At 60.6% G+C, this 20,030-nt stretch carries 18 protein-coding genes; 5 read left to right on the forward strand and 13 right to left on the reverse strand.

The window, feature by feature from the left end; all coding sequences use genetic code 11:
* Positions 1-45 precede the first annotated feature (45 nt).
* Entirely contained in the window at positions 46-1,101 is a 1,056-nt protein-coding gene (locus tag ACFOGH_RS04790) for a PstS family phosphate ABC transporter substrate-binding protein (RefSeq protein WP_380071926.1), read from the reverse strand.
* Between the two features lie 219 nt (positions 1,102-1,320).
* Positions 1,321-2,349 (reverse strand): sensor histidine kinase, encoded by a 1,029-nt coding sequence (locus ACFOGH_RS04795; RefSeq protein ID WP_380073967.1) that lies wholly within the window; start codon positions 2,347-2,349, stop codon positions 1,321-1,323.
* Between the two features lie 182 nt (positions 2,350-2,531).
* On the opposite strand from ACFOGH_RS04795, the gene ACFOGH_RS04800 reads away from it, so the two are divergent.
* A complete protein-coding gene (locus ACFOGH_RS04800) occupies positions 2,532-2,891 on the forward strand; it encodes a hypothetical protein (RefSeq protein ID WP_380071927.1) in 360 nt (119 codons plus the stop codon).
* A 4-nt stretch (positions 2,892-2,895) separates the two neighbouring features.
* On the opposite strand, the gene iolB is transcribed toward ACFOGH_RS04800, so the two are convergent.
* The 8 genes from iolB to ACFOGH_RS04840 form a co-directional block, all read right to left on the reverse strand.
* Positions 2,896-3,711: a 5-deoxy-glucuronate isomerase gene (gene iolB, locus ACFOGH_RS04805; RefSeq protein WP_380071928.1), complete on the reverse strand. Its 816-nt coding sequence runs from the start codon at positions 3,709-3,711 to the stop codon at positions 2,896-2,898.
* 56 nt (positions 3,712-3,767) lie between these two features.
* Positions 3,768-4,664: a myo-inosose-2 dehydratase gene (gene iolE, locus ACFOGH_RS04810; protein ID WP_380071929.1), complete on the reverse strand. Its 897-nt coding sequence runs from the start codon at positions 4,662-4,664 to the stop codon at positions 3,768-3,770.
* Positions 4,665-4,697: 33 nt separating this feature from the next.
* Positions 4,698-6,521 (reverse strand): 3D-(3,5/4)-trihydroxycyclohexane-1,2-dione acylhydrolase (decyclizing), encoded by a 1,824-nt coding sequence (iolD, locus tag ACFOGH_RS04815; RefSeq protein WP_380071930.1) that lies wholly within the window; start codon positions 6,519-6,521, stop codon positions 4,698-4,700.
* A complete protein-coding gene (locus ACFOGH_RS04820) occupies positions 6,518-8,419 on the reverse strand; it encodes a bifunctional 5-dehydro-2-deoxygluconokinase/5-dehydro-2-deoxyphosphogluconate aldolase (protein WP_380071931.1) in 1,902 nt (633 codons plus the stop codon). The genes iolD and ACFOGH_RS04820 overlap by 4 nt, the downstream gene beginning before the upstream one ends.
* A gap of 94 nt (positions 8,420-8,513) precedes the next feature.
* Positions 8,514-9,341, reverse strand: a complete 828-nt coding sequence (locus ACFOGH_RS04825) for a MurR/RpiR family transcriptional regulator (RefSeq protein WP_380071932.1) — start codon at positions 9,339-9,341, stop codon at positions 8,514-8,516.
* 64 nt (positions 9,342-9,405) lie between these two features.
* Complete coding sequence (gene coaD, locus ACFOGH_RS04830; protein ID WP_380071933.1) at positions 9,406-9,909, reverse strand: pantetheine-phosphate adenylyltransferase; 504 nt, start codon at positions 9,907-9,909, stop codon at positions 9,406-9,408.
* A 64-nt stretch (positions 9,910-9,973) separates the two neighbouring features.
* Positions 9,974-10,408: a CBS domain-containing protein gene (locus tag ACFOGH_RS04835; RefSeq protein WP_380071934.1), complete on the reverse strand. Its 435-nt coding sequence runs from the start codon at positions 10,406-10,408 to the stop codon at positions 9,974-9,976.
* Between the two features lie 52 nt (positions 10,409-10,460).
* Positions 10,461-11,348, reverse strand: a complete 888-nt coding sequence (locus ACFOGH_RS04840; RefSeq protein WP_380071935.1) for a LysR family transcriptional regulator — start codon at positions 11,346-11,348, stop codon at positions 10,461-10,463.
* A 194-nt stretch (positions 11,349-11,542) separates the two neighbouring features.
* On the opposite strand from ACFOGH_RS04840, the gene ACFOGH_RS04845 reads away from it, so the two are divergent.
* Together ACFOGH_RS04845 and ACFOGH_RS04850 are read left to right on the forward strand one after the other, a co-directional pair.
* Positions 11,543-13,042: a CoA-acylating methylmalonate-semialdehyde dehydrogenase gene (locus ACFOGH_RS04845; protein WP_380071936.1), complete on the forward strand. Its 1,500-nt coding sequence runs from the start codon at positions 11,543-11,545 to the stop codon at positions 13,040-13,042.
* 123 nt (positions 13,043-13,165) lie between these two features.
* Entirely contained in the window at positions 13,166-13,357 is a 192-nt protein-coding gene (locus ACFOGH_RS04850; protein ID WP_380071937.1) for a YgaP family membrane protein, read from the forward strand.
* 37 nt (positions 13,358-13,394) lie between these two features.
* On the opposite strand, the gene ACFOGH_RS04855 is transcribed toward ACFOGH_RS04850, so the two are convergent.
* A complete protein-coding gene (locus ACFOGH_RS04855) occupies positions 13,395-14,825 on the reverse strand; it encodes an NCS1 family nucleobase:cation symporter-1 (RefSeq protein ID WP_380071938.1) in 1,431 nt (476 codons plus the stop codon).
* A gap of 201 nt (positions 14,826-15,026) precedes the next feature.
* Here ACFOGH_RS04855 and ACFOGH_RS04860 point away from each other — a divergent pair, with 201 nt between their 5' ends.
* Positions 15,027-15,527 carry a hypothetical protein gene (locus ACFOGH_RS04860; RefSeq protein WP_380071939.1) on the forward strand — a complete coding sequence of 167 codons (501 nt, stop codon included), beginning with the start codon at positions 15,027-15,029 and terminating at the stop codon, positions 15,525-15,527.
* Here ACFOGH_RS04860 and uvrA read toward each other — a convergent pair whose 3' ends face one another.
* The gene (gene uvrA, locus ACFOGH_RS04865) at positions 15,528-18,386 is read right to left on the reverse strand and encodes an excinuclease ABC subunit UvrA (RefSeq protein ID WP_380071940.1); all 2,859 of its coding nucleotides are present in this window, start codon (positions 18,384-18,386) and stop codon (positions 15,528-15,530) included.
* A gap of 171 nt (positions 18,387-18,557) precedes the next feature.
* Here uvrA and ACFOGH_RS04870 point away from each other — a divergent pair, with 171 nt between their 5' ends.
* The gene (locus ACFOGH_RS04870) at positions 18,558-18,866 is read left to right on the forward strand and encodes a rhodanese-like domain-containing protein (RefSeq protein ID WP_380071941.1); all 309 of its coding nucleotides are present in this window, start codon (positions 18,558-18,560) and stop codon (positions 18,864-18,866) included.
* Here the strand turns inward: ACFOGH_RS04870 and ACFOGH_RS04875 are convergent.
* Positions 18,840-20,015, reverse strand: a complete 1,176-nt coding sequence (locus ACFOGH_RS04875; protein WP_380071942.1) for an MFS transporter — start codon at positions 20,013-20,015, stop codon at positions 18,840-18,842. The two genes, ACFOGH_RS04870 and ACFOGH_RS04875, sit on opposite strands and share 27 nt — an antisense overlap.
* Between the last annotated feature and the right edge of the window lie 15 nt (positions 20,016-20,030).

Genomic DNA, 20,030 nt, shown 5'->3' on the forward strand with positions numbered 1-20,030 from the left:
AAAACGGCGCGCGAGCAGACCCGCGCGCCGTTTCGGTAAGGGTGCTTACTGCAGCGGGCCCATAACGGTCTCGGCGTCAACTGCCGCTTGGGTCGCAGCCAGTTCCGGGTCGGGCACGAGGCCATATTCAGCCAGTTTGCCATCCGGGCCAGCCATATCATCCGAGACGAAGAACTGGATGTATTCTTTCAGGCCGGGGATCACGCCGATATGGGCTTTCTTGACGTAGAAATACAGCGGACGCGATACCGGATATTCGCCTTTCGAGATCGTCTCGACGCTCGGGACGATGCCGTTCACGGTGGCGACTTTCAGCTTGTCGGTGTTGTTTTCGTAGAACGACAGGCCGAACACGCCGACGGCGTTCTTGTTGGCGTCGATGCGCGACAGGGTTTCCGTGTAGTCGCCGTCGATATCAACCGAGGTGCCATCCGAGCGGGTGGTGAAGCACTGCTTTTCAGCGTCTTTCTTCTTGGCACCATCATCGGCTTCTTTCGAAGCGGCGAGGAACAGATCGTAAGCGCCGTTGGTTTTGCAGCCTTCCAGCAGCACCTTGGTGTCGAACACTTCGCGGGTGCCGTGCTTGGTGCCGGGGATGAAGGCCAGAATGTCTTGTGCCGGCAGGGCAGAGTTGGCGTCAGCCCAGGTCTTGGCGGTGTTGGCGGTCAGCGCGCCGTCTTTGGCGACTTGCGCACCGATGGCGTTGTAAACGTCAACCGGGGTCAGCACGAAATCCGGGCCGTTGATGTCAGAGGCGAACACGATTCCATCATAGCCGATGCGCACTTCCATGATGTCGGTGACGCCATTGGTCTTGCACAGGTCAAGGTCGGATTGGGTGATGCGCGACGACGAGTTGGCGATGTCGATGGTGGCTTCGCCCACGCCTTCGCACAGCTTCTTGCGGCCAGCGCCCGAACCGCCACCTTCCACGACCGGAGTCTTGAAATCGCCGTTTTCGCCAAAAGCCTCGGCCACAATGGTGGCATAGGGCAGCACGGTGGACGAACCCGCGATTTGCAACTGGTCACGCGCCGAGGCGATGACGGTCGAAGCGGCGAGGATCGCCACGGCGGAAGGGATCAGTTTGATCAGAGACATGTTGCTCTCCAGTTAATTCCCGAGGGCGGCCCGGATGGCTTGCCCTTCGCCGCCCCGTCTAGGCCGGTTGTTCATATGTTTTGCGACAGTTTTGTAACAGTTATATGACGGATCGGGGTTGTCGCGGCGCAGCAGGTCTGAAACGGCTGGATTGCGGCACTGGTGGAGCCTCCGGCGGGAGTATTTTCGCCAAGATGAAGCCGCAACCCGCACCTTTATTCAGCGCGGCTCGAGCGGCAGCAGCACCGAGAATCGGCTGCCCCTGCCCTTTTCGCTTTCGATGATCAGCCTGCCGCGGTGGCGGTTGACGATATGCTTGACGATGGCCAACCCCAGCCCTGTGCCGCCCTTCTCGCGTGAGCGGTGGCCATCGACGCGGTAGAAGCGTTCGGTCAGGCGGGGGATGTGGAAGGGGTCAATGCCTTCGCCCTGATCGCTGACCGAGATGCGCAACTGTGCCCCGCGCGGGCCTATTTCCCGGGCCAGCGCCACCCGCACCTCTGCCCCGGCGGGGCTGCCATATTTCACTGCGTTTTCAACGAGGTTTGTCAACACCTGCGTCATCTGATCGTGATCGGCGCGAATGATCAGCGGATGGTCCGCGCCCTCTACCCGAATCGAAACTTTGGCGGCTTCGGCCACCGGGCGCAGGCTGACCACCGTTGCGCTCAGCACCCCGGCGATATCAACATCGTCGCCCGGCAAAACCCGTTCTTCGGCCTCAACCCGGCTGAGATGCAAGAGATCGCGCACCAGCCGGTTCATCCGCTCGGCCTCGCTCGCCATGATGGCCAGAAACCGCTCCCGTGCCGCCGCATCGTTGCGGGCAGGGCCGCGCAGGGTTTCGATGAAGCCCAAAAGTGCCGTCAGCGGCGTGCGCAATTCGTGGCTGACATTGGCAACGAAATCGCGCCGCATCTGGTCCATCTGCTCCCATGCCGAGCGATCCTCGAAGGCGCAGAGCACCCCCTGCGGCAGCGGACTGACGGTCACGTCATAGATCGTGTCCTGCCCAGCCCCAGCCAGCGTCAGGCGCACGCGACCACTTTCACCCTGCTGCATGGCGCGCGAGATGGCGCGGAGGAATTCGGGCTGGCGAAAGCTGAGCGCGTGATGGCGATCCAGCAAAGCGGCGCCAAACATCGCTATGGCGGCAGTGTTGGCCTGCACGATCCGCTCATCCGCCGCGATCAGGATCACCGGAAAGGGCAGCCCACCCAATATGGCCTTTGTGCCTGCCTGATCCATCATAGCCCCCTTGGTCTTTCTAAACCTCTAACCGTTGTAAACTGATCATGCCAGTTGGCACTTGCCCATACGGCTGTGTCTGCGCTAACATGAGGCGAGTTCTGTAACATTTTTTCGCGTTTTGGCTGTAGGCGCAGGTCTTGTCGCGCGCCAAGCAAATCGCCGCAATGGAGTGGGGGGCTATGCCACCGCAACAGGGGCAGTCTGCTGACGCAGGCCCGACAGGCCGCCGCATCCTTTATCTCGCAGGGGGCGAGGACGCGCCCGCATCGCCGGATGCGATGATTTTCTCCCTACCCTTCCATCAGCTTTGCCCCGAAGAACTTGCCCGCATCGCGCCTGATCTGGTGGTGTTTCCGCTGTTCAGTGCCACTTTGGATGCGGTGGTGATTCTGACCCGTTTGAATGAATTGGGCTATCGCGGCCGCTGTCTGGTGCTGACGCCGCGCCTGCCGAAGCCGCACCTGATCGAGGCCGAACTGCGCAGCCATCGCGGCGAGATGGAGATTCAACTGCTGACTTCGGACGCGCCGCTGAATTAAGGCGTCATACCGCCGGGTTATCACGCTGAAAGATCCAGTCGTGATCGGGGTCGTTCTGAAACCGCCAGTTGCGGCGGGGCCCCGCCATGACGTTCAGATAATACATCTCATAGCCATAGGGGGTGCCGCAGGGGTGATGGCCTTTTGGCACCAGCGTCACATCGTGGTTTTTCACCGCCATGGTTTCGTCCAAAGACCCATCCTCGGTGTAGACGCGCTGGATGCCATAGCCCTGCGCCGGGTTCAGGCGCATGTAATAGGTCTCCTCCAGATAGGTCATGCGGGGGAAATCGTCTTCGTCGTGACGATGGCTGGGATAGGATGACCAGTTGCCTTGCGGGGTGAACACCTCTGTCACCAACAGGCTATCGGCGACATCCAGCGCCTCCATCGCGATGTTGTTGATAAAGCGCGTGTTTGCGCCGATGCCGCGCTGGGTTAGCGTGATGCCTGCGGGGCCGATCTGCGCCGCTTTGTGGCCGGACTTACCGGGAGCGGTGCAGACCGCCAGCGTGCAGGCCGTGGTGGCGGTGGCGTGCCAGTCGCTGCCGTTCGGGACATAGAGGCAATGCGGCGGGGTTTTCTCGAAGACATCCATACGATCGCCGAGGATGCCCCAATCTTGGCCTGCGGCACGGATATGTGCCTTGCCTTCGACCAGCACGAGGATCACTTCACGGTCGCCAGTAATCTCGGCGGCTGATTCCCCCGGTTGCAAGCGGTAAAGTCCAAAGCCGACATAGCCCCAGCCCGCGCTTTCGGGCGTGATGTCATGCACCTTGCCCGAAGTTCCATTCGGTTTCCGCAGCAACTGAGTCATGGTCATCCTCTCTGCTCAAATATCCTCCGGGGTCTGGGGGGCGAGCCCCCAGCCTTTTACTTATCCAGACCCGCCCGCTTGGCGAACCCCTTCAGACTGCGCAAGCCAAGACTTTGATATTCCATCGGCACCCGGACAGATGGATCTTGCTCGGCTTCGATCACCAGCCAGCCAGAATAGTTGTGCTGGGCCGCCACTTCGAGAACGCTGAAGAAATCCACCGCCCCCTCGGCATCGCCAGGCACGGTAAAGCTGCCACGGCGCACGCCTTCCAGAAAGGACAGGCCCTGCTCACGCACTTCTGCCGCAATGGCAGGGCGGACGTTTTTGGCGTGGATATGGCCGACGCGCGCCATGTGCTTTTTCGCCACCCGCACCGGATCACCGCCGCCGAAATAGCAGTGGCCGGTGTCCAGCAGCAGATGGGTGTGCGGGCCGGTTTCGGCCATAAGGCGATCAATCTCCCACTCGGCCTCGACAATGGTGCCCATGTGGTGATGGTAGACCAGTTTGATACCTTGGGAAGCGCTAAATTCTGCGAGCGCTTCAATGCCTTGTCCGAACTTCTTCCACGCGGCATCGGGCAGATGCGGACGGTCATTCACCGCTTTGGCGTCATCGCCGTGGATGGCGTTTGAGGTCTCGCAAACGATGATCACCTTGCAGCCCATGCCTTTCAGCAGGTCAAGATAGGGCTGCATCGCGGCCTTTTCGTCTTCGATGCTGTTCACCAACAGGTTGGTCGAGTGCCAGCCCGAGATGTATTTCAGCCCGCGCGGTTGGAACAACGCGTTCAAACCGTCCACCGTCAGCGGCATTTTATGGCCCTTTTCGATGCCATCAAAGCCAATTGCGGCAGTTTCATCCAGACATTGCTCCAGGCTGATATGCGCGCCAAGGCTGCGGTCGTCGTCGTTGGTCCATGCGATCGGGTTGGTGCCGTATTGGATCATGATATCCCTCAAATTTTAATCGCTGCCCGAACTTCAGTCCACAAGCCGCTGATCTTTCAGTTTATTCTCGTAATTTTGCCGCGCGGCGTTTACCTCGGCGCGGGTCGAAACTTCCGGCACCCCGACATCCCACCACGTACCACCGGCCTCGGTTCCGGGCCATGGATCGGTGTCGATCACCACCACTTGCGGGATTTTGGCGCCCTTGGCAGCATGCAGCGCAGCTTCCAACTCCGCAATCGTCGTGACTTTCACCGCATTCGCCCCCATCGCGGCAGCATGGGCGGCAAAGTCGATGTGGCTGTGGTTGACGTGATAGGATTGATCCAAAAGGTTGTTGAACCCTGCCCCACCAGTGCCCTTTTGCAGCCGGTTGATGCAGCCATAGCCACGGTTATCGGTAATCACCACGGTGAACGCCACGCCCATCATCACGGCGGTGGCGAGTTCTGAGTTTGCCATCATATAGCTGCCATCGCCGAGCATACAGATCACGTCGGCGTCGGGCCGCGCCATCTTGATGCCCATCGCCCCGGCAATCTCATAGCCCATGCAGGAAAAGCCATATTCCATATGGTAGCCACCCACAGGCGCATCCCAGATCTTGTGCAACTCGCCCGGCATGGTGCCAGCGGCAGACATCACCACCGTGGCCTTGCTGGCGGTGCGCTGCACAGCACCAATCACCTGCATATCGGTCGGCAAAGCGTTGCTGCTAGGTGCTGCCTTGACCGCTGCGGTGGCCGCCGCCCAATCGGCTTGCAGGCCGGGGATAGCAGGCCATTTCTGCGATCCCAAAGCCTTACCAATGGCTTGCAGCGCGATCTTCGCATCGGATGTAAGGTTCAAAGCGCCGTGTTTATAGGAATCATAGGCCGCGACGTTGATCGACAGGATGCGACGGTTCGGGTTTTTGAACAGCGACCACGATCCTGTGGTGAAATCCTGAAACCTTGTGCCAAGACCAATCACCAGATCGGCATTTTCGCAGACCGTGTTGGCACTAGACGCCCCCGTCACACCAACAGGTCCGAAGTTCAGCGCGTGGTCGAAATCGAGGCTGGATTTCCCGGCTTGCGTCTCCACCACGGGGATATTGTGGGCGGAGGCGAAGGCGGCCAAGGCGGACTCGGCGCCGGAATAGATCACACCACCGCCGGCGACGATCACCGGGGATTTGGCGGATTGGATGGCAGCGATGGCCGCAGCCAACTCATCGGCATCGGCTTCGGGGCGGCGGATTTTCCAGACTTTCGGCGTGAAAAAAGATTTGGGGTAATCAAAGGCTTCGGCCTGCACATCCTGACAGAAGGCCAAAGTCACCGGACCGCAGTCGGCGGGGTCGGTCATCACCCGCAAGGCCCGCGGCAGGGCTGTCAGGATATGTTCTGGGCGCGAGATACGGTCAAAATAACGGCTGACCGGGCGGAAGCAATCATTGGCGCTGATGGTCCCGTCGTTGAAATCCTCCAACTGCTGCAACACCGGATCGGGCGCGCGATTGGCGAACACATCGCCCGGAATGATCAGCACGGGCAAGCGGTTGGCAAAGGCCACGCCCGCCGCTGTCACCACGTTCAACGCCCCCGGCCCGATAGAGGTTGTCACGGCCATCGCACGGCGGCGCTTTTTCGCCTTGGCATAGGCGATGGCGGCGTGGGCCATGGTCTGTTCGTTATGGCCGCGCCAGGTTGGGAATGTGTCCTTCGCGCCGTGCAAAGCCTCACCGATCCCGGCCACGTTACCGTGACCAAAGATCGCCCAGATGCCTTCGATAAAGCGCTCACCGTCCTCGGTCATCTGCACGGAAAGCCAGCGCACCATGGCTTGCGCTGCGGTCAAACGGATGGTGTTCATGCTTTTGCTCCTGCGCGGGCTGCATCCCAGATGCCGCAAAGGCGGCGGAAGTTTTCGGCCATTGTGGCAACGGCGGTGGCATCGTCAATCTGACCCGCGATCCATTGCCGGCCCACGTCGGCGTGAATGGTGCGGCCCACCGCAAACCCCTTCACCAGCGGGAAATCGGCGGCGAGTTTGAAGGAGGACGCCAGTTCAGCCTCGGATTGCCCCAGCCCCAGAATGACGATGCCTTGGGTATGGGCGTCGCGGCTGGTGATGGCGTCGCAGGTGGCAGCCCATGCCTCGCGCGTCTGCATCGGCTCCAGCTTCCACCAATCGGGGTAGATGCCGATGTCGTAGAACTGGCTGATCAGCTTGGCATTGGTGAAATCATCGACCGGGCCGACTTTCGACGGGATGATTTCCAGCAGCATTTCCAATCGGTTACGACGGCAAGCGTGGAACAGCCGGGTGATCACGGCCTCTTGCTGTGCTTGCATTTCAGGTTGGTCATCGGGGTGGCAGAAGCACAGCACCTTGACCACATCCTCCAGCGCCCATTCCGACAGGCCGCCGAAATCGGGGCCGATTTCAGGCTCCAAGGTCAAGGGACGCGAGCCGGGCCATTCGACTGGGCGACCGATCCAGAGGCCTTGGCCGGAGGCTTTATGCAGCGCCGATTTGCCCAGACGGTTATCGCAGAGCAGGCCATATCCTTCGCACCCCTGAGAGACGGATATGGTAGCTTCCAGACACAACTCTTTGAAACGGCCAATGTTTTCGGGATTAGCGCCGGGGATTTCTTCCAGTTGCGAGCGGTGATCATAGGCGAAGGCGCGCACTTCGGACCATTGCTTGCGGCGGTTGGTGGACCAGTGAATTTGCTCAAGCTCGGCATCCTTGCGCAAGGCCGGGGTTTTCACACCGCGTTCAAGGAAGAAATTCAACTCCTCAAGGCTGGGATAGGCCGGGGTGCAGCCGTGGCGCGATACCGCGAAAGCGCCGCAGGCATTGGCGTATTTCAGCGCCGTCGGCCAGTTTTCACCATCCAGCCAGCCTTTGGTCAGGCCCGACATGAAACCATCACCCGCGCCCAACACGTTGAACACTTCAATCGGGAAACCGGGGCCGGTCTGGCCCTGATCAAGGCTGTCGGGGATCGCCCCATCAAAGGCGGCGGCACCGGCGGCACCACGTTTGCAGACCAGCGTGGCGTTGGAGACTTTGCGCACAGCTTTCAGTGCGGTGATGGTGTCGGTGGAGCCGCCCGCGATGTGGAATTCTTCCTCAGTACCGACGATCAGATCGAAATAATGCAAGCTGGATTGCAACTTAGCGGTGACGGCTGCGGATTCGATAAAGCGGGACTCGCCATCACCATGCCCTGCCAGCCCCCAAAGGTTCGGGCGATAGTCAATGTCCAAAGCGGTCTTGGCACCATGCTTGCGCGCCAGTTTCAGCGCCTTCAGCACGGCGGCCTCGGTGTTGGCATGCGACAGATGCGTGCCGGTGACGATCAGCGAGCGGGTTTCGGCGATGAAGGATTCGTCAATATCATCCTCACACAGCGCCATGTCGGCACAGTTTTCGCGGTAGAAGATCAGCGGAAACTGCGTCTCGTCACGGATGCCAAGGATCACGAGGGCGGTCAGCCGCTGCGGATCGGTTTTCACACCGCGCACATCGACGCCTTCGCGCAGCAGTTCTTCGCGGATGAAACGGCCCATATGTTCGTCGCCAACGCGGGTGATTAGCGCCGATTTCAGCCCCAACCGCGCCGTGCCAGCGGCAATATTCGTGGGCGATCCGCCGATGTATTTCTGAAAACTGGCCATATCTTCCAGCCGCCCGCCGATCTGCGCGCCGTAAAGATCGACCGAGGAACGGCCGATGGTGATCGTGTCGAGCGTCTTCATGGGCCCCTCCCGAGGATTGGCGAGACTCACCTCGCCGCGCTATTTGGAATAAATATTCCATTTTGGCCGCGACGGGAAGCGATTTCTTTGAAGCTTAGCCGCGCGCTGAACCCACAGCAACAGCAAGCGCAATTGCCAGCGCGAGAGTGGCGGAAAGCGAGCGGAACGCGCCGAAATCGACCTCCGGCACCGTCAAAATCGCGTCAGATGTGCGGGCCAGCGGGCTGGTGATCCGGTCGGTCAGGGCCACAACCGGCAAGCCGCGGGCGCGGGCATCCGCGGCAAGCGCGATGGTTTCCTCAGAGTAGGGCGCGAAGGTGATCGCCAGCACCGCATCGCCGGGGCGCAGGGCATGGCGGTGATCAAGTTTGCCGGTCCCCTCGTGCAGCATAGCGGGAACCGCCATCTTATCAAAAACATAGGCAAGATAAGACGCCACCGGATAGGCGCGTCGCAAGCCGATCACATGCAGAGTATCGGCGGCGGCCAGCAGTTTGACGGCCTGCGCCAAAGCCGCCTCATCCGCCGATTTCGCCAGCGCTTCCAGTGACAAACGGCCCGCTTCGATGAATTCGCCCAGCAGGGCTGATGGTGTGCCTGTGCCAGTTTGCTTGAGGTTTTCCAGACGGGTGGAATAGTCGGGAAATCCAGGCGCATAGGCATCGCGGAACAGCTTTTGCATCTCGGAAAAGCCGGAATAGCCCAAGATCTGACAAAACCGCATCAGCGCTGAGGGCGGCACGTCGGCCCCCGCCGCCAGTTCAGCCACTGTCGAGACCGCAATCCGGTCGATGTTGGCGGCGATATGATCGGCGCATTGGCGCAAGCGGCGCGGCAGGCCATCGGAAATTGCGGCAAGACGCTCGCGGAATTCCTCGATCGTGGCGGGGGGTGTCAGGTCGTCTGCGTCGGTGACGGTCATGAGCGCGGCTTTATACTGCGATGGGTCATCACAGGGTAACGCTGTGGAACAAACATTCCAACAGCTATTTCGCGGGCTGCGGATAGCGGCGGGCGAGAGCCTCGGCCACCGGAGGGGTCACGAATTTCGAGATATCGCCGCCCAGACGCGCGATTTCCTTCACAAGCTTTGAGGCAATCGCTTGCCTGCGGGCATCGGCCATCAGAAACACGGTTTCCACCGAGGCATCCATGGCGCGGTTCATGCCAACCATCTGGAACTCGTACTCAAAATCCGCAACGGCCCGCAGGCCCCGCACGATCACCGAGGCGCCCACATCGCGGGCGCAGTCGATCAGCAAGTTTTCGAACGGATGCACAACGATTTCGCCGCCGGTTTTGGCGAGGATGCCCGCGCATTCGGCTTCGACCATCGCCACCCGTTCTTCCAGTGTGAAGGCCGGGCCTTTGTCGCGATTGATGGCAACACCGATCACCAAGCGATCAACCAGCGCCATTGCGCGCTGGATGATGTCGACATGACCCAAAGTAATCGGGTCAAATGTGCCCGGATAGAGACCGATACGCATGGCATGTTCCTCGCCTAAGTCCGCGACACGCAACAATATTGCGTGCCGGGATGCAAGCGGTATTCTAGAAACCCTTGATCATGCCTTCCAGCGCGTCTTTCTCCATATGCAGTTCGGCCAGACGGGCTTTGACCACGTCGCCGATGGAGATCAGGCCGATCAACTCTTCGCCCTCGACGACCGGGATGTGGCGGAAGCGGCCGTCGGTCATCTTTTGCAGCACGTCGTTGGCGTTGTCATTCCGCGCGCAGGCGACGACTTTGGCGGTCATGATGGTGTCGACGTTTTCGTTCAGGCAGGCACCGCCGCGGCGGCCGATTTCGCGCACGATGTCGCGTTCGGACACGATTCCGGCCAGCTTTTTGCCATCGGGCGAGATCACCACGGCCCCGATGCGGCGGGCGGATAGCACTTCGGCGATGCGGCTGATTGCGGTGCCGGGTGGCAGGGTGACGACGCCATCATCGGATTTCGATTTCAGGATTTGGCTGACAAGCATGAAGAATCCTCCCTATCTGTCAGGACTAGCGTCAAGGCAGCGTAAGATTCTGTCAAGGAATTGCTTCAAGCCTTTGCATTTCTTTCTTAACCTCTAGCATAAGTTGCGCGGCAAAGCGGTTCAGCCGCTCCACCCGGCCATCATCGGCATGGCGGATCAGCCAGAAGCTGCGGGTCAGGTGGATGTGCTGCGGCAGAATGCGAGTCAGTTCGGGGGCGGCGGGCAGCGCGAAATCATGCACAACGCCGATCCCTGCCCCGTGGCGCAGGAAGTTCAGTTGTACCGAGACGGAATTGCTGGCCAAGGGCGGTGCAGAGGCACCGATTTCGGTGAGGTAATCGAGTTCCTTGTCGAAGATCATGTCGGGGATATAGCCGACAAGGCGGTGGGCTTGCAGATCGGCAAGGCTGCCAATCGGCGGATGTGTGGCAAGATACGCGTGGCTGGCGGCCAGATGCAGGTGATAGTCGGTCAGCTTTTGCACGGTCAGGCGACCCGCTTCGGGACGCGAGACGGCGATGGCCATGTCGGCCTCGCGCTTTGAGAGGTTAAAGACGCGGGGCAACGCCACGATCTGCACCTCCAGCCCCGGATTGGCGTCGCAGATGCGGGCGATGACTTGGGGCAGCAGGTAGTTGGCGCAGCCGTCGGGGGCACCGATGCGGATTTGCCCGGTGAGGCCTTCGGGGCCGGAAAGCGCCTCGGATGCGCCGTCGATGGCGGCCTCGGTGCGGATCGCGTGGGTCAGCAGGCGGGTGCCTTGTTCGGTCAGGCTGTAGCCCTGCGGCGTTTTCGCGAACAGGCGCGCATCCATCGATTCCTCCAGACGGGCGATGCGGCGGCCCACTGTGGCGGGGTCGATTTTCAACCGTCGCCCTGCCCCGGACAGACTTTCGCTGCGCGCCACGGCCAAGAACACCCGCAAATCATCCCAATCCATCGCTGCGGCCTTTCAGAGACTGTTTTCCCAGATGGGAATGACTTGTGGTTGCGGCGGCTTTTTCTGGCGCTTTCTACCAGATGTTGTGACGCATCGCGCAACCCTTGCAAAAATGCAAAACCTGTTTGAAATCTTACCGCTACCCTTGGCGATTTCGCAAGGCTATTTTGGCGGCAACTTTTGGGAGAAATGCGATGAAAGAGATCGGTCACTGGATCAACGGCAAGCTGGTTGCGGGCACCTCGGGCAAGTTTGCCGATGTGTTCAACCCGGCGACGGGTGAAGTGCAAGCGCGGGTGGCTTTGGCCAGCAAGGCCGAGCTGGACGCCGCCACCGCCGATGCTGCCAAGGCGCAGGTGAAATGGGGCGCTACCAACCCGCAGCGCCGCGCGCGAGTGATGATGGCGATGGTGGGCCTCTTGAACCGCGATATGGACAAGCTGGCCGAGGCTTTGTCGATTGAACACGGCAAGACCATTCCCGATGCCAAGGGCGACATTCAGCGCGGGCTGGAAGTGATCGAGTTCTGCATCGGTGCGCCGCATCTGCTGAAGGGCGAGTTCACCGACTCGGCTGGCCCCGGCATTGACATGTATTCGATGCGTCAGCCGATTGGCGTGGCGGCGGGGATCACGCCGTTCAACTTCCCGGCGATGATTCCGATGTGGAAAATGGGCCCGGCGCTGGCTTGCGGCAACGCCTTCATCCTGAAGCCTTCTGAGCGTGCGCCGACGGTGCCGTTGATGCTGGCGGCTTTGATGAAAGAAGCGGGCCTGCCCGATGGCGTGTTGCAGGTGATCAACGGCGACAAGGAATCGGTGGATGCGATCCTTGATAATGAGGTGATTTCGGGTGTGGGCTTTGTCGGCTCGACCCCGATCGCGCAGTATATCTATGCGCGCGGCACGGCGAACGGCAAGCGCGTGCAGTGCTTTGGCGGTGCCAAGAACCACATGATCATCATGCCGGATGCCGATATGGATCAGGCGGCGGATGCTTTGGTCGGCGCAGGTTATGGTGCGGCTGGCGAGCGTTGCATGGCAATCTCGGTGGCGGTGCCGGTGGGCGAAAAGACCGCCGATGCGTTGGTAGCCAAGCTGATCCCGCGGATCGAAAAGCTGAAGGTTGGCCCCTATACCGCAGGCAATGATGTCGATTACGGCCCGGTTGTAACGGGTGCTGCCAAGGCCAACATCCTGAAACTGGTGGAATCGGGCGTGGCTGCAGGGGCGGAGTTGGTGGTCGATGGCCGCGATTTCAAATTGCAGGGCTATGAGGACGGCTTCTTTGTCGGCCCGCATCTGTTCGACAAAGTGAGGACGGATATGGAGATTTACCGCAAGGAAATCTTCGGGCCGGTGCTGTCGGTGGTGCGTGCGAAATCCTATGAGGAAGCCATCGGCATGGCGATGGACCATGAATATGGCAACGGCACCGCGATCTATACCCGCGACGGCGACACCGCGCGCGACTTTGCCGCACGTGTCAATGTGGGCATGATCGGGATCAACGTGCCGATCCCGGTGCCGCTGGCCTATCACACCTTTGGCGGCTGGAAGAAATCGTCGTTTGGCGATTTGAACCAGCACGGGCCGGATGCGTTCCGGTTTTACACCCGCACCAAGACGATCACCGCGCGCTGGCCGTCGGGGATCAAGGAAGGTGGCGAGTTCAACTTCAAGCAGATGGAGTGATCTGCTGATCTGATCGCTGATCTGATCCCGGAAATCCGGGGTCAGATCAAAGTAGATATGCGAGATATGGGTTACGTTTTGACCAAGCGCCGAGGTTGGCGCTGCGGTTTGAAAGGAAAACCCATGTTGCAAACCAATATCGGCACGCTGGATCGCAGCTTTCGCCTTGTGATTGGTCTGGGCCTGTTGCTGTGGTTCTTTTTGGATCAAGGCACAGGCTTTTGGCATTATGCCAAGCTGATCGGCCTTGTGGCGATTGCGACGGCGGCACTGCGCACTTGCCCGCTGTATACGGTGTTGGGTCTGCGGACCTGAATGAAAAAGGGGCGGGAGATGATCCCGCCCCTTTTCGTTATCTCGCGCCCATGCGCAGGACGTAATACACCGCCCCGCCGATGCCGACGCCGAAGAACCAGCCATAGGTGCCCCACCATGCCGGCAGGATGGTGGTGAAGGTGGGCAGGATCGACGAGAACACCATGCCGATGGCGAGGGCCACGAAGGCCTTGACGTGCCAACCGCCGTCAAACTTGAACTCGCCGTTATCCTGATAGAGCGCGTTCACGTCCAGCTTGCCTTGGCGGATCAGGTAGTAATCGACCATCATGATCCCAAAGATCGGTCCCATGGTGGAGCCGATGAAGTTGACGAAATGCGCGGCACCCGTCTCCCACGGGGCCCAAGGATACAGGATCAGCGCGATGGCCGCCGCGATATAGCCGCCGCGTTTGAAGCTGATGTGGCGCGGGAAGACGTTGGCAAAGTCGAAGGCCGGTGAGACAAAGTTCGCCACCACGTTGATGCCAAGGGTGGCGACGGCGAAGGTCAGTGCTGCGAGGGCAGCAAGGAACCAGCTGTCGAATTTGGCGCTGATCTGTTCCGGGTGCAGCAAGACTTCGCCGTAGACGGTGAAGGCGGCGGTGGTGGTGATGCCTGCGACCAGACAGAACGCCAGCAGGTTGATCGGCAGGCCCCAGAGGTTGCCTTTGCGCAGCGCGGCTTCCGAGGTGGCGTAGCGCGAGAAGTCGCAGAAGTTCAGGTAAAGTGCTGCGAAATAGGTGATCCAGGTTGCCGCCACGGCGGCGAGCGCTGCGGGTGATCCGGGCACGCCGGGCACGCCTGCATCGGCGGTGGCAGCCAGCAGCACGTCTTGCGGGATTTCGGCGCCGAATGAGAAGGTGCCAGCCTTGACCACCAGATAGACCGCCAGCAGCAGCATGGCGATCCAGACCGCCGGGCCTGCCCAATCCTGAAACTTGCGCACGGTTTCCATGCCGCGCTGGATGATCAACAGTTGCAGGCACCAGACGACGAAGTAACAGATCACTTCCAGCGTCGAGTGGCCAAGCATGTGGGAATTGGTGTGAAACTCCAGCATGCCGGGGCTGCGGATCAGCAGGGCCACGATGGCACCTGAAGCCGCCGAAGTCTGCGCGCCATACCAGAAGCAGGCGACAATCGCCCGCACCAAGGCCGGGGCATTGGCCCCGAAAGTGCCAAAGCTTGCCCGCGCCAACACCGGGAACGGCACGCCGGTGCGCACGCCTGCATTGCCGACCATGCTCATCAGCACAAAGATCACCAATGACCCTGCCCCGATGGCGATCACGAAGTTGACGAAACTGCCGCAGAGCAGAAACAGGCTGGCGGCAAGGTAATAGCCCCACAGACTGTGAACGTCCGAAGTCCAGACGTTGAAAATCGAGAACGCGCCCCATTTTCGTTCGGTTGCGGGTGCCAGATCCTCGTTATGCAGCGAGGGTGACGGGTTGGTAAGTTGCATTGTGCTGTCCCTATCCTGTAGCGCAGATACGCGCGCGGCGCGCCAAGGCGCCCGTCGCATTTGCGAAACCGTGATGGCCTTTTGGCCCTGTGTTGGTTTACCGACTGGCTGTTGGCTTTCGGTCGCGGGCCCGGTCTTGTGCCAAGTTCCCGCGCGCAACCTGCGCCTGAACGGCATCTGGCACAATCAGGTTAATCTGGAATGGACCTTTCGGAGAATATTGAAAATGTTTCGGTCAACTGCGATGAATTAGCTTGGTTTGAGCGAAAGTTGTGGGAACGGCGGCTGAAAAGCCGCGTTTACGCACACATCGTCAATAAAGGGGCAGCCAAGATGCAGCGGCGGATATCGGAAATCTGGCTTCTCAGTCTGCCGCTGATGGCTGGCGCAGCCTTCGCCGACGTGCCCGGCGCGTTGCGGTTTGACACGCTGCAGGACAGGCCGCTTGCGGATTTGTGCGTGTCAGAGCTTAACCGCTGCGGCAAGAGCGATCCGTTGGGTGGAGACGCTGCCTTGGTGGCACCAACTCCGCAGTTCAATCCCCTGCGTATCGGCGACACCGTCGGCGCTGATTGTCCGGTTGTATCCTTTGGCAAATACCGCAGCCTGCGGGGCGAAACCTACTGCCGCGTGGAAAATATTTATTTGCGCATTGATCCCGCAACGCGCAAAATCATCGGCATTGGTGATCCACCCGGCTGATCACTCCGCCGCTGCCCGCCTTGGTGTCAGCAGGTCTTTCAGATAGCGCCCGGTGTGGCTGGCCGCGGTTTTTGCGATGGTTTCCGGCGTGCCGGTGGCCACGATCTGACCGCCGCCGTCGCCGCCCTCGGGGCCGATGTCGATCACCCAATCGGCGGTTTTCACCACATCAAGGTTATGCTCGATCACCACGACGGTGTTGCCCTGATCGACGAGTTCGTGCAGCACCTCGAGCAGTTTGCGCACGTCTTCGAAATGCAGGCCGGTGGTGGGTTCATCGAGAATATAAAGCGTGCGGCCGGTGGCGCGGCGGCTGAGCTCCTTGGAAAGCTTGACCCGCTGCGCCTCGCCGCCCGAAAGCGTGGTCGCCTGCTGGCCGACCTTGATATAGCCAAGGCCGACCTGACACAGCGCGTCCATCTTTTCGCGGATGCTGGGCACGGCCTGAAAGAAGCTTTGCGCATCTTCACAGGTCATATCAAGAACGTCGGCGATGCTTTTGTTTTTGAACTTAACTTCCAGAGTTTCGCGGTTATAGCGCGCGCCTTTGCAGGTCTCGCAAGTGACGTAAACGTCGGGCAGGAAGTTCATCTCGATCTTCAAGACGCCATCGCCTTGGCAAGCCTCGCAGCGCCCTCCCTTGACGTTAAAGCTGAACCGACCCGGCAGATAGCCGCGCGCCTTAGCCTCGGGCAGGCCCGCAAACCAATCGCGGATCGGGGTAAACGCCCCGGTATAGGTGGCGGGGTTGGAACGCGGCGTGCGGCCAATCGCGCGTTGGTCGATGTCGATGACCTTATCGAGGTGTTCAAAGCCCTTGATCGTCTCGCAGGGCGCAGGGGTTTCATGCGCGCCGTTCAGGCGGCTGGCGGCGGTCTTGAACAGGGTCTCGATGGTGAGCGTGGATTTGCCGCCGCCCGAAACCCCGGTGACGCAGACAAACATGCCCAGCGGGAATTCGGCGGTGACGTTTTTCAGGTTGTTGCCGGTGGCGCCGACCACGGTCAGTTTCTTGCCATTGCCCTTGCGCCGGGTTTTCGGCACTTTGATCTCGCGCGCGCCGGAAAGATACTGGCCGGTCAAGCTGTTGGCATCTGCGGCCACTTCGGCGGGAGTGCCGTGGCTGACCACATAGCCGCCATGCACGCCTGCGCCCGGCCCCATGTCGAACACATAATCCGCCTCACGGATGGCATCTTCGTCATGCTCCACCACCAAGACGGTGTTGCCCGCGTCGCGCAGGTTTTTCAGCGTGGTGAGCAAGCGGTCGTTGTCGCGCTGGTGCAGGCCAATGGAGGGTTCGTCGAGCACATATAGCACACCTGTGAGGCCAGAGCCAATCTGGCTGGCCAAGCGAATACGTTGGGATTCGCCCCCTGACAGCGTGCCCGCGTTGCGCGACAGGGTCAGGTAGTTCAGGCCGACGTTGACGAGGAACCCCAAACGCTCGCGGATTTCCTTCAGGATCGCCTTGGCGATTTCGTTCTTTTGCTTGGTCAGATGTTCCGGGGCGGCGGTGATCCAGTCATGCGCCTCGGAAATCGACATCTGCACCACCTGCCCCGCATGCAGGCCGCCGATCTTCACCGCCAGCGCCTCGGGTTTCAGACGGTAGCCGCCACAGGCACCGCAGGGGCGGTTGTTCTGAAACCGCTCCATTTCCTCACGGCTCCAGGAACTATCGGTCTCGCGGTAACGGCGTTCCATGTTGGGGATGACGCCTTCGAACACGCGGGAGACCTGATAGACGCGGCCACCTTCATCGTAGCGGAACGAGATTTCCTCGCCGCCCGAGCCGCGCAGGAAAACTTGCTTGACGTTTTCGGGCAGGTCTTTCCATTTGGCTTTCTTGTCAAAGCCATAGTGCTTGGAAATCGCGTCGATGGTCTGGGTGAAATACGGGCTTTTCGATTTCGACCATGGCGCAATTGCGCCGCCGAGCAGGGTCAGCGACTGGTCGGGCACCACGAGGCGTTCGTCGAAAAACAGCTCCATCCCCAAGCCATCGCAGACCGGGCAAGCGCCGTAGGGAGCGTTGAAGGAAAACAGCCGCGGTTCGATTTCGGCGATGGTGAAGCCGGAAACCGGACAGGCGAATTTCTCGGAATAGGTGATGCGTTCAGGCTCACCCTCGGCTGGGGCGGTTTCGATCACGGCGATGCCATCGGCGAGGTTCAACGCAGTGCGGAAGCTGTCGGCAAGCCGGGTTTCCAACCCCTCGCGGACCACGATCCGATCCACCACCACGTCGATGTTATGGCGGAATTTCTTGTCCAGCACGGGCGGTTCTTCCAATTCGTAGAATTCGCCGTTCACCTTGACGCGCTGGAAGCCCTGCTTGCGCAACTCAATGAATTCTTTCTTGTATTCGCCCTTCCGGTCACGAATGATCGGCGCCAGAAGATAGGCGCGGCTGCCTTCCGGCATCGCCATCACGGCATCGACCATATCCTGCACCTGCATCGCGGTGATCGGCAGGCCCGTGGCCGGGCTGAACGGGGTGCCAACGCGGGCGAAGAGCAAACGCAGATAGTCGTAAATCTCGGTCACAGTGCCCACGGTAGAGCGCGGGTTTTTCGAGGTGGTTTTCTGCTCAATCGAGATCGCAGGCGACAGGCCGCTGATATGGTCCACGTCAGGTTTCCCTGCCATATCAAGGAATTGCCGCGCATAGGCCGACAGGCTTTCGACATAGCGGCGCTGGCCTTCGGCATAGATCGTATCGAACGCCAGGCTGGATTTGCCCGACCCCGACAGCCCGGTGATGACCACGAACTGATCGCGCGGAATGTCCACATCGACCGATTTCAGGTTATGCTCGCGCGCGCCGCGCACTTCGATGAACTTATGTTCGGCCATGACCCACCCCAGATGACGCGGTATAGATAGGGCGTGTGGGCCGAGTCTCCAACCGAAAAATGTGAACGAAGTATGAACTTGACGGAAAGTTACGCGATTTTCCGGCCTTGGCTTGGCTTTACACCGTCCATACATTCATATAAATGAATGTTTAAACAGGAAAGCCAAATCATGACCCAACTGACTGCCGTTCAAGCCGTTGCCAAAGCCGCGGCAGGCGAAATCACCGTTCTGGATGTGCGCGAAGCGTCCGAATTGCAGCAGACCGGCACGGCGGCTGGCTCGCTGCATATACCGCTGGCACTTGTTGCGCTGCAAGCTGCGGAAAAACTGGATAAATCCAAACCTGTGGCGGTCTATTGCGCGGTCGGGGGCCGGGCTGGCATGGCGGCGCAGGCGCTGCGCGATCTGGGGTATGACGCGCAAAGCATCGGTGGGTTCAGCGATTGGGCCTCAGCCGGCGGTGCGGTCAGCCGCTGATCTGCGCCGCGCTTGCAGGCTGTGAAGGACAATGCCAAGCGCGGAAAAGCAGATCAGAAACAGCGCCAGCCCCGCCGCCCCGGCCTGCGCGATGATCAGCGCCAGCAGCGGCGTGCCGGTGGTGGTGCCCAGATTGCCCAGTTGCGCAATCGCGCCAGCCCCGCGCGCACGATCCTTGGCCGTGGGATTGATCTGCGCGAGACTAGCGAAACTCGCGCCCTGCACCACGCCCAAAGCTGCGGCCATCAGCAGAGCAAAACTGGCCTCGGCCGCGCCCTGCCCCCATGTCAGCCACAGACCGAAACTGGCCAGGATGGCGACGGCAAAGCCCGCTTGCACCAGACGGAAGGCGGGCAGCTTTGAGAGCAGCCAGACGCCCAAGGTCAGCGATACGGTGATCGACACCAACGGCATCAACACCCCCACGAATGGCCCCCAACCGGGGGTGACGATGGCGGGCAAAAGCGTCAGCACCGCCACGTAAGTCACTGTATAGCAAACGAATCCCATCGCAGGCGCGGCGATAAATGGCGATGCATAGATCGCCGCGTGCTGCGCCAGCAGATTGCCCTGCCCGGTTTGTAGCACATGCACAGGGTCGCGCGGCATCAGCAGGAACAGCGCCGCAAAGCAGGCGATCATCCAAAGCCCATGCAGTTGAAACAGCGCGCCCGCACCATGTTCCGCGATCAAACCCGGAGCGAAATAGGCCAAGGCGGCATAGGTCACGCCGAAAAACGACGACCACAGCGTCATCGCCAAGCCCTGATGGCGGGCCGAAGTGACCCCCGCAATCGCGGTGGGGCCGACGACCACGATGGTCAAATGCGACACGCCCTCAAGCACGCGGGTCAGCATCATCAGCGGATAGCTTGGGAAGGTCGATTGGACCGCGCTGACCACAGCGCCCAAAGCCAATGCCGACAGGATGGCGCGGCGCGGACCGATGCGCGCCACCAGCAGACCCGCGGTGGTGCCAAAGATCAGACCTACAATGCCGACAATCGACACCATCAGCCCAATCCCGACCCCGGCATGGGCGGCATAGGTGGTCTGAAGCGTTTGATACAGAACGGAAATCTTGCCGAACTGCGCCGCCGCCCCCAAGCCCGCCGCCCAAAGCGCCAGCACGGTCAGAACTGCCCGCATGGGTCATCCTCTCTG

The sequence above is a fragment of the Cypionkella sinensis genome (assembly GCF_042646385.1).
In the GTDB taxonomy this organism is placed as follows: domain Bacteria; phylum Pseudomonadota; class Alphaproteobacteria; order Rhodobacterales; family Rhodobacteraceae; genus Cypionkella; species Cypionkella sinensis.

Coding starts and splice junctions, on each gene's coding strand:
- ACFOGH_RS04790 (WP_380071926.1), bottom strand. CDS start 1,101: ATGTCTCTGATCAAACTGATCCCTTCCGCCGTGGCGATCCTCGCCGCT.
- ACFOGH_RS04795 (WP_380073967.1), bottom strand. CDS start 2,349: ATGGATCAGGCAGGCACAAAGGCCATATTGGGTGGGCTGCCCTTTCCG.
- ACFOGH_RS04800 (WP_380071927.1), top strand. CDS start 2,532: ATGCCACCGCAACAGGGGCAGTCTGCTGACGCAGGCCCGACAGGCCGC.
- iolB (WP_380071928.1), bottom strand. CDS start 3,711: ATGACTCAGTTGCTGCGGAAACCGAATGGAACTTCGGGCAAGGTGCAT.
- iolE (WP_380071929.1), bottom strand. CDS start 4,664: ATGATCCAATACGGCACCAACCCGATCGCATGGACCAACGACGACGAC.
- iolD (WP_380071930.1), bottom strand. CDS start 6,521: ATGAACACCATCCGTTTGACCGCAGCGCAAGCCATGGTGCGCTGGCTT.
- ACFOGH_RS04820 (WP_380071931.1), bottom strand. CDS start 8,419: ATGAAGACGCTCGACACGATCACCATCGGCCGTTCCTCGGTCGATCTT.
- ACFOGH_RS04825 (WP_380071932.1), bottom strand. CDS start 9,341: ATGACCGTCACCGACGCAGACGACCTGACACCCCCCGCCACGATCGAG.
- coaD (WP_380071933.1), bottom strand. CDS start 9,909: ATGCGTATCGGTCTCTATCCGGGCACATTTGACCCGATTACTTTGGGT.
- ACFOGH_RS04835 (WP_380071934.1), bottom strand. CDS start 10,408: ATGCTTGTCAGCCAAATCCTGAAATCGAAATCCGATGATGGCGTCGTC.
- ACFOGH_RS04840 (WP_380071935.1), bottom strand. CDS start 11,348: ATGGATTGGGATGATTTGCGGGTGTTCTTGGCCGTGGCGCGCAGCGAA.
- ACFOGH_RS04845 (WP_380071936.1), top strand. CDS start 11,543: ATGAAAGAGATCGGTCACTGGATCAACGGCAAGCTGGTTGCGGGCACC.
- ACFOGH_RS04850 (WP_380071937.1), top strand. CDS start 13,166: ATGTTGCAAACCAATATCGGCACGCTGGATCGCAGCTTTCGCCTTGTG.
- ACFOGH_RS04855 (WP_380071938.1), bottom strand. CDS start 14,825: ATGCAACTTACCAACCCGTCACCCTCGCTGCATAACGAGGATCTGGCA.
- ACFOGH_RS04860 (WP_380071939.1), top strand. CDS start 15,027: ATGGACCTTTCGGAGAATATTGAAAATGTTTCGGTCAACTGCGATGAA.
- uvrA (WP_380071940.1), bottom strand. CDS start 18,386: ATGGCCGAACATAAGTTCATCGAAGTGCGCGGCGCGCGCGAGCATAAC.
- ACFOGH_RS04870 (WP_380071941.1), top strand. CDS start 18,558: ATGACCCAACTGACTGCCGTTCAAGCCGTTGCCAAAGCCGCGGCAGGC.
- ACFOGH_RS04875 (WP_380071942.1), bottom strand. CDS start 20,015: ATGCGGGCAGTTCTGACCGTGCTGGCGCTTTGGGCGGCGGGCTTGGGG.